The sequence below is a fragment of the Saccharicrinis sp. GN24d3 genome (genome assembly GCF_052400645.1).
Taxonomy (GTDB): Bacteria; Bacteroidota; Bacteroidia; order Bacteroidales; family Marinilabiliaceae; genus Saccharicrinis.
In genome coordinates, this window is record NZ_JBQTGI010000001.1 from 230,332 (window position 1) to 245,587 (window position 15,256).

Annotated in this window: 7 protein-coding genes; all 7 read left to right on the forward strand. The window is 39.8% G+C overall.

Features of this window, described 5'->3' with window-relative positions:
- Positions 1–77: 77 nt before the first annotated feature.
- The 7 genes from ACT29I_RS00785 (at position 78) to ACT29I_RS00815 (ending at position 15,241) form a co-directional block, all read left to right on the forward strand.
- Positions 78–2,384 (forward strand): glycoside hydrolase family 78 protein, encoded by a 2,307-nt coding sequence (locus tag ACT29I_RS00785; RefSeq protein ID WP_430932599.1) that lies wholly within the window; start codon positions 78–80, stop codon positions 2,382–2,384.
- A 615-nt stretch (positions 2,385–2,999) separates the two neighbouring features.
- Positions 3,000–4,712: a GH39 family glycosyl hydrolase gene (locus ACT29I_RS00790; RefSeq protein WP_444792482.1), complete on the forward strand. Its 1,713-nt coding sequence runs from the start codon at positions 3,000–3,002 to the stop codon at positions 4,710–4,712.
- Positions 4,713–4,725: 13 nt separating this feature from the next.
- Complete coding sequence (locus ACT29I_RS00795) at positions 4,726–8,211, forward strand: glycosyl hydrolase (RefSeq protein ID WP_444792483.1); 3,486 nt, start codon at positions 4,726–4,728, stop codon at positions 8,209–8,211.
- 27 nt (positions 8,212–8,238) lie between these two features.
- Positions 8,239–10,620 (forward strand): alpha-L-rhamnosidase-related protein, encoded by a 2,382-nt coding sequence (locus ACT29I_RS00800; protein WP_444792484.1) that lies wholly within the window; start codon positions 8,239–8,241, stop codon positions 10,618–10,620.
- Between the two features lie 76 nt (positions 10,621–10,696).
- Positions 10,697–12,094 (forward strand): sulfatase, encoded by a 1,398-nt coding sequence (locus ACT29I_RS00805; protein WP_444792485.1) that lies wholly within the window; start codon positions 10,697–10,699, stop codon positions 12,092–12,094.
- Between the two features lie 42 nt (positions 12,095–12,136).
- Entirely contained in the window at positions 12,137–13,756 is a 1,620-nt protein-coding gene (locus ACT29I_RS00810; protein ID WP_444792486.1) for a sulfatase, read from the forward strand.
- 45 nt (positions 13,757–13,801) lie between these two features.
- Positions 13,802–15,241, forward strand: coding sequence for a sulfatase family protein (locus tag ACT29I_RS00815; protein WP_444792487.1), 1,440 nt, complete (start codon positions 13,802–13,804; stop codon positions 15,239–15,241).
- Positions 15,242–15,256 lie beyond the last annotated feature (15 nt).

Consider the following 15,256-nt stretch of genomic DNA (forward strand, 5'->3'; position numbering starts at 1 on the left):
TTAGGACCTGAGGAAATCGAGGTCTTTAATGTAGTCGAAGTAGAATGAATTAAGTGTCTAACTAAGAGTAATTTGATATGAGATTGATTGTATTTTTATTTTTGAGCCTGTGTTCTGTTGTCCAGGCTATTGAAGTGAAAGATTTAAAATGTGAATCTAGAACAAATCCAATAGGGATAACAAAGGCAAGGCCTGGCTTTAGCTGGACTTTTGTTGGCGATGATAAAAGCCCCGAGCAAGGTGGTTTCCGAATTATGATGGCCACAAGTATTGAAAAGCTTAAATATCCCGATATTTGGGATACGGGACCAACCAGTAAATCAGAAACTGGCCCCTATCATTACTTGGGCGAACCTTTGAAACCGGGACAGAAAGTTTATTGGAGAGTTTCTGTATGGGGTAACAATAGAGGGGTTAAACATAGCGAACCGGCCTGGTTTCAGATGGGTGAAATTGAGAATCCAGAAAAAGCATTTGAACCACCTGTATTTGAACAAAAGGATGGCGTAGTTAAAATCACTTTAAGTGCCAATGATGAGGGTAGAACATTTGAAGGCATTGGAGGAGTAAGTGCTGGTGCTTCAACGGATTTATTATACGACTACCAAGACCCCGTTCGCAGTCAGATTCTTGACTTGCTGTTTAAACCTAAATTTGGAGCAGCCTTTCAGCATCTCAAAGTAGAAATGGGTGGAGGCGAAAACTCAACCTGTGGCTCAGAACCCTCGCATGCCATTACGCGTGAAGAGTTAAAGAATCCCGTATCCAGGGGATACGAGTTTTGGTTTATGAAAGAAGCCAAGAACAGAAATCAGGATATGATTTTGGAATACCTCCCATGGAGTTTCCCGGGCTATCTAAAAGAGAATATTTACACCAAAGAGTCGGCAGAATACTTTGTGACATTTATGGATGTAGCAAAGCGCAATTGGGATTTGGATATGGATTGGGTGGCGGCAGCCGAAAATGAGAACTATACCGATAGGGATTGGTTGGTGAATGAAGTACGCCCCATGTTGGATGCTCGTGGTTATGAAAATGTAAAGATTCAAGGTCCGGATGATAACAGTGGCGATTGGCAAATTTTTGAAGAATTTGATGGTGATCCTGCATTTGATAAAGTGATAGAGGCCGTTGGATACCATTATGTTACCGGGCGCGAGTTTACCGAAGATATGGTCGATGGTCGTGGACGTCCAACGACTGAAAAGGCAAAAGCATCGGGCAAACCCCTTTGGGCCAGTGAAGATTGGAGCTGGACAGGAAAAGACTGGGGAGGTGCAGGCGCATTGAATCTGGCTCGTTTGTACAATAAGTTCTACATACGTGACAAAATCACTAAAACCTTGATATGGGCGCCTATCGGTTCAATTTATAAATCGGTTACCTGGGATAAAGCCGGAGCTATGAAGGCGAACAGTCCATGGAGCGGTTATTATGAGGTATGGCCAACCATTTGGGCTACGGCGCATACTACTCAATTTGCCGATCCGCATAGCTGGCAATATTTAGATGGAGGATGCGGACTTTTTGATACTTCTACTTACAAAGGCAGCTGTGTCACGCTTAAAGAAAAGCAAAGTAATAACTGGAGTATGATTATCTGTACAGAAGATGCTGAAAAAATGGAGGTAAATATTAGCAAAGGCCTATCAGATAAAATAGTGCATGTATGGAAATCCGATGTAAATGAGCAATTTGTTCAGCAGAACAGCATTAGTCCAAACAATGGAGTGTTTACCATTGAACTTGATCCTAAATGTATTTACTCACTGACAACTACTACAGGTCAGCAAAAAGGGCAATATGAAATACCTGAGGAAACAGCTTTTCCATTCCCCTATAAAGAGGACTATGAGAATAGGGAAGCAGGCGATTTGCCAAAATATCATTCGGATCAAACAGGTAGTTTCGAAATTGCCAAAAGAGAAGACGGAACAAACTGTTTAAAACAAATAAACCCGGAACAAGGTTACGACTGGATGCGCGTTTACCGACGTTCCAACGTTAAGCCTAATACTTTGGTTGGAGATGTAAACTGGAAGGATTTTACTTGTAGTGTGGATGTTTTTATTGAAGGTGGCGATGTTGAGCTCGGTGGCAGGGTTCAGGGCAGTTATTTGAAAGGTTATCGCTTTATGCTCGAAAAAAGTGGGGGCTGGAAACTTGTTTTTGATAAGAAAATGCTTGCTGAAGGAAGCATTACTCATTTTGATGGAGGGAGTTGGCACAATATCAAACTTCAGTTTAAAGATAAAGAGATTCAAGCCTTTGTCGATGGAGAACTCATGACAAAGGTGAACCACGAAAGTCGATCGGGCTATGTATTATTAGGAAGCTCTTATAATACTAATCTCTTTGATAATTTGGTGATATCAGATTGAAAAATCAGAAATCAATAATTCAATTAATCTGAGATGAAAATTTTCTGAATCTTACGAGCTATGATATGCGACCTCAAATCAATAAACCATAGTATGTCTAAGGTATGAACCTATAGTTGATTAATCAATGTTAAATGGTGGATTGGTTTGTAAATAATGAACCTGCTCCATTGGGTATTCGCTCCAATTTGCTACCTATTTTTTTTATGAAAATGGGCAGCGTTTTTCTCCTGCTGGTATGTTGGAAAGTATCAAACGGGTAGTTATACGCACAGTTAATATCATTAAAGAATAAAACTATGCAGCAGATAGTAAAGGCTTTGCAGAAATGATGTATAGCATCGTTTTGGTGAGATGAAACAATGTAACGAAGTGACTTGTTTTGAAATGTTTTCAATGAGTAATAGGTTCTCTAATGCATATTGCGGGTTAAATAAATTTGAGTGCTACGATAGGTTTTTAGTATGAACATATGTTCCATTTTGCGAGATTAGTTCGTCTGTGGAGAAATTATTCATGAAGTTGATAGATTCTTTCAATTTATTTTGCCTTTCAAGGTCTACATTGCTTTTTTAAGTTGGTTTTCAAACCTATTAATCAATCAAATTTAAAAGTATGGAAAATGTACAGAAGGACTTGTTGCCGGGGAAAAGGATTACAATACTTCCTACAAATAATTGCTCAAGACAAATATTCAGGGTTCTGCCTGTAATCGTTTTTTTATCCATGTTTTTATCATGTTCTAAAGATTCAGGTGATGATAATTTTAAATTGCCGGAAACACCGGATACGAGCGACAAGGAACAAATTGATCCGAACAAAATTGTAAACATTAATACAGAAAGTGTAGTTGGAGAAATGTATAACTTTTGGTCAACCCGGCCAATGGTTAATCAAACTCGCTTTACGAGCTCCAACTTTACTGGTGGCTTAGAGTCCATCAAGACCTATGTAAAAAGTTACAACCTGGTAAGGGTGTTGGGTGGCAGAACGGATGGCTTAAACAATTTTTACAAAGGAGTTGATACCAATGGTAATATCATTACTGATTTTAGTGGTTTAATATCCAGTATGCAGGGTTTTATGCAAACAGGGTTTAAGCCTAGAATTGTATTAGATAATGTGCCATGGGAAATGAATGCTGTGAGGGAAGAAAATAAGTATGGTAATACCAATCCTCCCGATGATTACATCGTTTGGAGACAATACATCAATGCCTTTTTAAATGTGTTAATCGACGAATTTACATATGATGAAGTTAAAACCTGGCGTTTTAGAGTGGCAACAGAGCCAAATTATGTACCGGAACATTGGAATGGAACCAAGGAAGAGTTTTTTAAACATTACGATATTACAGTTGATGAGGTGTTGAAAGTGATTCCTGATGCGATAATTGGTCCGGGAAACCTGCTTACTGAAGGTGCAGCTGAATGGCGTACAGAGATTATTGACCACTGTGCCAACGGAACAAACTACGCTACTGGAGAAATAGGTACACGAATGAGCTTTTTCTGCCTTTCTTATTATGAGAAGATTGACCAGAATACCATAAATTTTCCCGAAACAGTGGAACCTTACAGAACTAAACTGAATAGTTACGCTCAGTTTGCAGATATTCCTTTCGATATTCAGGAGTTTGGAATACTCAGAGATGAATATGGAAATAGAGGACTTAGCCTAAGTGATGCAACAGAATTGGGTGCAAGTTGGTATGCAACCATTGCCGATATGGCTTATAAGTATAAAATAACGGAGATCTATGATTGGGGACAGGAATCTACGGATGCTTTAGCCACCGGACGAAGAAACGTTACATCCATGTTTTTAAAGATGGTAAATGGGAATAGGCTCGCAGCTACACATAATATGAGTGGGCATGTGGGTACCATACCTGTTATTAAAGACGGGAAAATTTATTTATTGATTTATAATCACAATACCACCAGAACCAGTACAGCAAAAAAATCTATTTATCCAAAAATAGAAGGCACGCAGATAGGCAGCACAACCCACTGGGAAATGAATGAGTGGACGGTAGATAAGGATCACGGTATATTTATGCACGAGCTTTATAAGGATGTAAAAGTTGCAGGGGTATCTAATAAAACGGGTAGTAGTGCCCGTATTTATGGAAACCGGCCTGATGATTATTTCAACACTGGTTGGGAAGACATATTTAATGCTAATAAATCAAAGTATACTGAATTGGCAAAACTACCACAAACCATTAACGATTCTATTGTGGGAAAAGCTGAGGATGGGAGTCTTACCCTTAAAGTAGATTTAGGTCCGCATAGTGTTAAACTTATAGAGTTAATACCGCAGTAAAAAAGTATCTAAAATGAAACAGGTTTTTTCAATAGGCCACCTACTTTTGTTGACTCTTATTGTTGTATTTCAGACAACAAAAGCCGATGGGTTTCTTAAGGATGGGTTTAAAAATCCACCTGCATCGGCCAAATCGTGTACCTGGTGGCACTGGATAAATGGCAATGTAACTCGTGAAGGAATCACTGCCGATCTGGAAGCTATGAAAGAGGTTGGCATACAGGAAGCGCAAATTTTTAACGTAAGTTTGGGAGAGCCCAAAGGTTCCGCGGCATATTTAAGTGATGCGTGGTTGGAGCTTTTAAAATTTGCAGCCACCGAGGCACAGCGCTTAGGACTTGAGCTTACCTTTCATAATGGACCAGGGTGGTCATCTAGCGGTGGACCCTGGATTACTCCCAAATATGCCATGCAGAAGTTGGTTTATAGCGAACTGATAGTTAGCGGTGGCAGAAAAATTGAAGTACAACTGCCTAAACCCAAGGTCATATTAAACTATTACAAAGATATTGCAGTACTGGCTTTCCCAAATCCCCTGAGCAATGAGCGTATAAAAGATCTGGACATAAAAATTCTTGAAGGAAAGATTCGGAATCATTTATCTCCCAATGACAATAAGATCCCAGTTACAGCAATTGTACGTAAATCCGATATCGTTGACTTAACTTCAAAGCTTGATGAAGATGGAAAACTTCATTGGCAAGCTCCTGAAGGAGAATGGGTCGTACTACGTGTAGGGCATACAGCTATAGGTACAAAAAACCGCTTTGCTTCGTATGGTGGTAAGGGCTTGGAATGCGACAAAATGAGCAGTAAAGCAGTTGATGTTTTTTGGAGGGGAGGCATCAGCCCTATCATTGAAAAATTAGATACGCTCATTGGTACAGTTGTTAAGGGTTGCTTAATAGATAGTTACGAAGTAGGAACAAGCAATTGGACTGCAGGGTTTGAGGAGGAGTTTAAACGACTTCGATCGTATGACTGCTTTTCTTATTTGCCAACTTTAGCGGGTTACTATGTTGAAAGTTTAGAGGTTAGCGAACGCTTTCTGTGGGATTTCAGAAGGACGATAGGTGATTTGATATCCGAAAATTATTACGGTCACTTCAGCGATTTGTGTCACAAAAACAACTTGCGGTTTTTTGTAGAACCCTATTGGGGGCCTTTCGATAACATGCAGGTGGGAGCAACAGGAGATATGGTAATGTGTGAGTTTTGGAGTGGTAACCTGGCTTTTTTCGATTCACCAAAGTTTGTGGCTTCCATTGCCAAACTCAATGGAAATTCGATTGTTGGTTCCGAAGCTTTTACCGGGATGGGAGGCTGGCAGCAGCACCCGGCTATGTTAAAGTCCATTGGCGATTTGGCATGGGCACAGGGCATCAATCGTTTTATTTTTCATAGTTATGTGCATCAACCCTGGCATGTGCCTCCGGGTTTAACACTGGGGCCATTTGGTATCGACTTTAACCGGCATAACACATGGTGGAATCAAGGGAAAGCATTTTTGGATTACATTGCTCGCTCTCAGTTCCTTCTTCAACAAGGTTCGACTGTTGCCGATGTGTTGGTTTTTACCGGAGAAGCTTCGCCCAATAATGCTTTGCTATTTCCTGAGATTAAGGCCATGGGCTATGATTATGATTTAATTGGTTCAAATAAGTTGGGCACTTTATCTGTAAAAGATGGATTGATTTATACCACAAACGGGGATAAATATCAAATGCTGGTATTTCCAGAAAGTGAATGGCTAACTCCCGTGACATTAAAAATAATTGAAAAATTGGTAAAAGCAGGAGGTATTATATTGGGTGCAAAGCCTCAAAAGTCACCAAGTCTAAAAAGCTATCCAAAGTGCGACCAGCAGGTTGCAGAATTGGCTAATCGCCTTTGGGGTGCTACACTTATAAAAAATGAATCCATCATTGATAAGCTTAAAAACGGAAAACTTCCCCCGGATTTTAAAGTGGAGAATGGTAAGGGCAAAGGCATTGCTTTTATACACCGAAAAGCCCCAAATGCCGATATTTATTTTGTAGCCAACTCAATTAAAGAGCGACGTAAAGTAAACTGCAAATTCAGAATAAGCGGATTACAACCGGAGCTGTGGAATGCGGAGACCGGCGAAGTTACAAAGGCCGTTGTATGGAAAGATAATGGAGATGGCACAACAAGTGTTCCTATTAAGTTTGAGGCAGAGGAAGCTGTTTTTGTGATTTTCAGGGAACCAGCATCTAAAAAGGAACACATCGTAGAATCCCATGTTCAACTTCATAAAACCAATGTTATTCCGTTACCTGATTTAAAAATAATCAAAGCAGAATACGGAACGTTTTTATCTCAAGGATTAGTGGATGTTACAGAGGTATTACAGAAAAAGGTAAAAAAGGATAAACTAATAATTGAAGCAAATCGCTCGCTGTGCAATGGTGACCCGGCTCCGGGTTACCATAAAGAACTTAGAGTAGAATATTGTTTAGATGGCAAAACCAACCATGTAGAAGTCATGGAAAAAGAAATGCTGAAAATAGAAGCCGAAGGTCAATTAGAAATTAAAAAAGCCATTTTCGGGAAGTTTGCAGGGGGCGTATATGGTTTACCTGCGGATGTCCATTCGATTGATATTACGGAGTCTGTTTCTACAATTGTAAAATCTGGTAAAGTGGATATTTATGTGGATGAAAATTTACTAAATGGTAAAACTATAGAAAACGGAAATAATCGACTGCATATTACTTACTCAAGCCATGGCCAGGTATTTGATAAATATGTAGAACAAGGCAGAACCCTGAAACTATCGCAGGAAAGTCCAAAATCAACCATTTCATATATTAAAGCTACTAAAAACTGGGTTACACCAACTGCTGGAAAAATGAGCTATAGAACCACTTCCGGGAAATCAAAAAGCGTTAATGTAAAGTCGGTTCCCGATGTCTTGGAGTTAACAGGATCCTGGAATGTTTATATCCCATCTAAGAAAGATGGACCAATAAATACAACTTTTTCCGAACTAAAATCATGGTCCTTATATGAAGATAATAGGATTCGACACTTCTCTGGCACCACAAGTTATCGAAAGGAGTTTATGCTCAGCAAAGAGCTTCTTAATTCCAAAACTTCGTTGGAACTCGACCTAGGCAGTGTACAAATAATTGCCGAAGTGCTTGTGAATGGTAAAAATCTGGGAATTCTTTGGAAATCGCCTTTTAGAATTAATTTGGATGGGTATGTACATGAAGGAGTAAATAGTCTGGAAGTTAAAGTAACCAATCGTTGGACTAACCGATTAATTGGTGATGAGCAGAATCCTTCCGACATAAAACGCCAAGGTCCCAAAGTAAAACAATGGCCTGAGTGGCTTCAAAATCCTGAACAGCGTTTAACGGAGCGATTAACTTTTGCCGCTTTTAAACATTGGAACAAAGACGATGAATTACAATCTTCTGGTTTGTTAGGTCCTGTGATTATTAGACCCTATCGAATTAAAAAAGTAAAATAGAAACCCAGCATATTAGATAATCATATAATGAGAAACAAATTTAAGAAAAACTCTATAGTTGTACTGATAATTTTTATGCTTTTACCCTTTGCGAAGTTATCTGGTGCAGCCAGTACTAAAGATTGGGGCAAGGCCCAATGGATTTGGCAGGAAGAAGCTGGACCGGCCAATACATGGGTCGCTTTTAGAAAGACGATTAGTCTTGATGAAGTACCATCTGAGGCCATCACACATATATCTGTAGATACCAAATATTGGTTGTGGATTAACGGTGAGATGGTTTTATTCGAAGGTGGGCTTTGCCGTGGTGCTGGTCATAATACCATTTATTGTGATCCTGTTGATTTTGGACCTTACTTGAAAGAAGGGGAAAATACGGTGGCTATTTTAGTGTGGTACTGGGGGCGTACACGCAAGCCCCACGATGATAGTGGACAGGGAGGATTATATATTGAAGCAGATTGGACTTCTGACCTGAACAGCAATGCCTCGTGGAAAATGAAAGTGCATTCTGCTTATGATCCTAAAGGGGGAGGTGGCGGAAATTCTGCAAACCGCGTCAATGCTTACAATGTGAAGTATGATGCCCGAAAAGCAATGGGGGATTGGACTGAAAATGCGTGGTACACATCCGAATTTGATGATAATAACTGGGATGTGCCGACCGAAAAAGGGACAGCAAATAGTCTACCTTGGGGTGCTATGGTGGAGCGTTGCATCCCTCAATGGAATGACCGTGGACTGGTCGACTATCAGGCATTAAGTATACAATCTGGGGAAGAAAAAATAGCTATAAAGTTACCTTTTAAGAATAATACAGATACAAGCGTTGTAATTAGTGCCAAACTTCCCTTTAATCAACAAATAACGCCGTATTTGAAAGTGAGAAGCTCCGGCGGGAAAACAATTGTAATGGATACCGATAATGGATTTAATCTGTTAAAATCAATCTATACAACTAAAGGTGGTGTGCAAGCTTTTGAAGGTTACACCTGGTTTAATGGTCACTATGTTGAATATGCCATACCATCAGGAGTAGAGGTCCAGGAACTGAAATATCGCTGGACGGGTGTGGGCGATATGCCAGGTACTTTTGTGTGTAGTGATGACTTTTATACCCGCTTGTGGTGGATGGCGCGTAATACCCTGTATGTTTGTGCTCGCGATAACTATATGGATTGCCCCGACCGTGAGCGAGGATTGTGGATTGGTGATGTGGCTGATCAGACTGGTGCGGTGTTTTATACCCTTGATGAACCGGGACGTTTGTTGTTGAAAAAAGGTATTGACAATACGATAGCTTACCGTAATGGTGATACTATTCAGGGCTTAGCACCTGGTTTTGGAGCCTATCGTGGTAAGAGCAGTGAGCTGACGGGACAAAGTCTACAATATATCGATCAGGGGATATGGCAGTATTACTACAATTCAGGCGACACAGCTACCTTAGAAAATGCCTACCCTGCGGTATTGAATTACCTAAAGCTTTGGGAAATGAAAACAGATGGTTTACCTAGGCATCGAAAAGGCTATGCTAACTGGGTTGATTGGGGCGTAGATCCCGATCCAACCCCAACTAATGTTGTATTGTATTATATGGCGCTTAAAGCAGCCCAAAAAATGGCAGCAGCATTAAATAAAAATAAGGATATGGCGTGGTATGATAGCCGCATTAATAGCATTAAGAAGAATTTTGAAAAAGTATACTGGCAGGGTAAGCGTTATGGATCGAAAAATAATCAGGTAGAAGAGCGTGTCAGCTCACTTGCTATAATTAGTGGTTTGGCAGATAAGAGGCATTACGATCTATTGGTAGATAGTGTGCTGCTTCCGATACAAAAAGCGAGTCCACATATGGAATGGTTAGCGGAAGAGGCTATTATGCTTACAGGGCAATACGATAAAGGTTTGCTTCGAATGAAGCAACGCTATGCATCACAGGCTAATCAAGAAGATTTGAGCACTTTATATGAAAAATATTACCCAAAACTTCGAGGAACCTACAACCATGCATGGAATGCCCCCAACTATGTGTTGTCGCGCTACATTGCCGGGATTAAAGCTACAGATGTGGCTTGGTCGGAATTTGAAGTAAAACCTAATATGGCACATCTTTCACATATAAAACAAATTGTGCCTTGCGTTAAAGGTGACATTTTGTTAGAAGTAAATAAAACTAAAAGCACTTATACGTTAGAACTAACTTCTCCAGAGCATACTACCGCTACTGTTTTTATCCCTAAAAATGGAAAAGAAATTTCAGAAGTGGTTTTAAATGATCAAATAATCTGGAAAAAAGGAAAGTTAAAAAATAATGTGAGCGATCTGAAATTCGATCAATCTGATGAGGACTATGTCAGTTTTAAAGTAGCAGGAGGTCATTGGAATTTTAGAGCTTTAAATAAGTAAATTGACCATAAGTAATCGCTTAAAAAGCTGTTACTTTTGCGCGATGTATAGTTTGAGAACCTTAATTAATAAATAAATGAATAACAGGAATTTAAAAGTGGTTTTAACTGTTTTGTTAGTATCTGCAACATATTTTATGCATGGAGTTGAAGCTCAATCCGCAAAACCAAACGTATTGTTTATTGCCATCGATGATTTACGCCCCGAACTGGGCTGTTATGGGGCACCACAGGTGAAGTCGCCAAATATCGATCAATTGGCTGCAGAAGCCATTGTTTTTAACCGCGCCTATTGTAATGTCCCTGTTTGTGGAGCTTCAAGAGCTAGTTTGCTCACAGGTATTTTACCTACAAAAACACGTTTTGTTGATTATTTGGCAAAAGCCGAAGTGGATGTTCCTAATGCGCAGACTTTACCAGGGGTGTTCAAAGAGGCAGGTTATACGTGTATTTCTAATGGGAAGATATTCCATTATAATAAAGATGCTCAGGATAAAAGTTGGAGTCAAAAACCGTGGATGCCAGATGTTTCTCATAGGGCAAGCTTTGATTCCGCTTCCACTCAGGAGCTGACAAAATCGGGTAACGGTCGTGTATACGAAGCACCAGAAGTGGAAGATAGTGTATATCCTGATTATAAAATAGCAAAAAAAACCATCAGCGATTTGCAACGTTTTAAAGTATCAGGAGAGCCTTTCTTTTTAGCATGTGGGTTTTTCCGGCCTCACATGCCTTTTTATGCCCCAAAAAAATACTGGGATTTGTATAAAAGAGATTCTATTGAGATAGCTCAGAACCGTTATCGTCCCGAAAATGCCCCAGATGCATTAAAAGGGAGTGGTGAATTTAGAACGTACACCTTTGGCACATATACGCCTAACACTGACGAATTTCATAAAATGATGCGTCATGGGTATTATGCTTGTGTCAGCTATGTGGATCAGTTAGTTGGTGAGGTGCTCAGTGAACTTGAAAATCTAGGTTTGGAAGAGAATACCATCGTCGTGATATGGGGAGACCACGGTTGGCATTTGGGAGAGCACGAGTTTTGGGGAAAACACAACACCTTACATAATGCCTTGCAAGTACCTTTAATCGTGAAAGTACCAGGAAAGGCTCAAGGTCAACACACTCAAGCATTGGTTGAGAGTGTTGATATCTATCCTACGCTATGTGATTTAGCAAATGTGCCTGCGCCTGATTACATCATGGGAGAAAGTTTCAAATCCATTCTTGATGATCCCAACCAGCACTTTAGGGATGCCGTTTATGCACGGTTCAAAGTAGCAGATGCCATTGTTTCTCAAGACTTTAATTATTCGTTGTATGAAAACGGAGAGGAGATGTTGTACAACCTTAAATTAGACCCTGAAGAGAACATGAATGTTGTTTCAGAAGCAACTTATGGCAAGTTGCTTGAAGAAATGCGAAATGCCCTGAAAGCGAAACAAAATCAAGCTGTTAACTATAAATAGAAATGGCCGAACTGAGTTCTGAAAACGAATAAAATAATTATCATGAAAAACCCAATATTCTTATCCCTCATCCTACTAGTGTGCTTCACTACCGTAATGATGGGGCAACCGAATGTTATCCTGATTATGGCTGATGATTTAGGCTGGACCGACTTAAGTTCTCCAAACACCAGCCTGGGCAACGCCTCTAAGTATTATGAAACCCCAAATATAGATAGACTGGCGAAGCAAGGGATGTCATTTACTTACGCCTATACGCAGCAAAACTGTCAACCTACCCGAGCCGCACTCCTCACTGGACAATATGCCACAGGGCCTCAAAACGGGGTGTATAATGTGGGTAGCCTGCATCGCGCTTCCAAAGGCCTTCGTGCTTCTACAGCTATCATTCCTCACAATCAAACCAACTATTTGACAAAGGAATGTGTATCTATGTTTGAAACGGTAAAAACGGTTGGTTATCATACTGCATTTTTCGGAAAATTACATGCTATAAAAACTGGAGAGCATGCTGAAAGTTATCTGGGTGTTGACCACAATCTGGCGCTAAGAAAAGAAACCAAAGCAACCGTAAATGGGAAAAAAGTGAATAATGAGTTTTTTGCGCAAAAAGACGATACTAAAGGCTGGATGTTTAGTCATGAAGGTTTAAAACCCTATGCTCAGCCCTATGATGCCAGCTATATAAAAAATGTATTGGAACCTTTACAAAATGGTAACGATCCTTGGATATTGGAAGGAACACCAAAACACCTTACCGATGCCTTAGGAGATGCAGTAGTAGATTATATTCAGGAAAGGACACAACAAAACACGCCATTTTTTGCCTATGTTCCTTTTCACGCCGTGCATGTGAGTATACTTCCCCGTCCTGATCTGGAAGCAAAGTATAAAGCCAAAAAATCAAAAGATCCGCGTCACTTTAGGGCAGATTATGCTGCATTTGTTGAACTGCTAGATCAAAATGTAGGTCGCATCTTAAATGCACTTGATGATCCGAATGGAGATGGAGATATCTCCGATGGAATTGCTGACAATACCTTAGTCGTTTTCTATTCAGATAATGGTGGGTTCATGGGACCTACTGATAATACCCCATTACGTTTAAGAAAAGGGACTTATTTTGAAGGTGGAGTTCGCGTTCCGTTGATTTTCAGATATCCGGGTACTATAGCCCCCAATTCTGTTAATACAACTCAAGAGGTTCATGCTATTGATCTTTATCCTACATTGGCTGATATGGTGGGAGCCGAACTTCCGGACCCTGGTGTACATGACATAGATGGAAAATCGGTGGCGAGTATTTTAAAAGGTGAAATGGAAGTAATTGAAAATAAAACGGAGCTTTATTGGCATTTTCCGGGCTATATGGATGTGCGGAATTGGCCTCAATCCGTTATTCATTATAGGCATTCTAATAATCAACATTATAAACTTTTTTATAGTTATGAGGATGGATCATATGAGTTATATAACCTCAGTAATGATATTGGTGAAACGACCAATCTATTGGCAGGAGATCCAGACCAAACGACCTTTGATTTAGCCCTGAAAATGAATAATAAGCTTAGAGAATGGCTCATGAATAGGAGTGCACCTACAGGTACATGGAGAAATTCAGGGGAACCGGTGGCTTATCCCCCATTGAATATGGGAAATTAGTTCAATACAATCCAAGTAAATGCTATCAAATAATAATAAAGAACAATGAAACATATTACATATCAAAACAGGTTCAGCTGGATATTAATCTCGCTACTCATGGGCATATGCTTTGTAGGTAATGCTAAGAAAGTAGCAAAACCTAATATTATTTTTTACCTGGCCGATGATCAGGACATATACGATTATGGATGTTATGGTAATGATTATATAAAGACACCTGCCGTTGACCGATTGGCTGGTGAAGGTATGGTGTTCGAAAACGCCTTTACGGCACAGTCCATTTGCGCACCCAGTCGTTCGCAGCTTTATACCGGCAATTATCCTTTAAAGAATGGTTGTTTTATCAATCATTTTAGAACTAAGCCCGATATAAAATCAGTTACGACTTATTTGGGGGACTTGGGCTATGAAGTGATCCTTGCAGGGAAAAGTCACGTGCAACCGGCATCGGTGTACAATTGGGATTTGGAATGGCATTCAGTCGAAGGTCGTGGACCACGTAAAGATATTCCATTGGATAGTATTCAGGCTTATTTTAAAAACAGCAAGAAGCCATTTTGTATGTTCATCACCTCGTACTATCCGCATGCCGAATATTTTGATGAGCCAAGTAAACCAGCAGATAGCATTCAGTTCTATCCCTTTAATGAGGATAAGAAAACAGACCCTGCAGTATTAAAGAGAATAAGTGGTTATTACCGTAGTGTGGAAGAAGATAATATTCATTTAGCGCAGGTGCTTCAATATGTGGATGAGGAGTTAGATGACAATACCTTGTTTATTTATAGTGCTGATCATGGGGTGTCCGGGAAATTTACCGTTTACGACCGTGGATTGAATGTGCCCTTTGTTGCCCGCTGGCCAAAAGTGATAAAAGCCGGTTCTCGTACCAATGCTTTAATTCACTATACCGATGTGGTGCCTACCTTTATAGAAATGGCAGGAGGAAAGGCTATCCGAGATGTTGACGGAAAAAGTTTTTTACCTGTTTTAAAAGATGAAAGTGCTGAAATTCACGAGTATGTTTATGGTGTACAAACCAATCAAGGTATTTTGGCAGCTTCCGTATTTCCTGCGCGTATGATCCGTAGTAAAAAATATAAATACATCCGCAATTTTAATTCTGTTGAAGTACTCGACCAGAATTTTGGGGATAATACATATGTCAATGCCTTTTTGAGCATTGGGGCAAATAAGCATAAGAACATGCCTTATGAGGAGTTGTACGATATTGAAAAAGATCCTTTTGAGCAAAATAATCTGGCTCAAAATGCATCCTACGATGCTATTAAACAAAAGCTGGTTGTTGAATTAAAGAGATGGATGAAAGAACAAGGTGATATTTTAACAGGAGAACCGGGGTATATGCCACTAATCTGGACACAAAAATTCCTTTTGGATCACCCAAGAAGTAACTTAAGCGTACACGATAGTCTTGTAAATACCCTTAAAAAGGAAGATTACCTGATATTGGATTATTAAAATAAGTTATAGGAT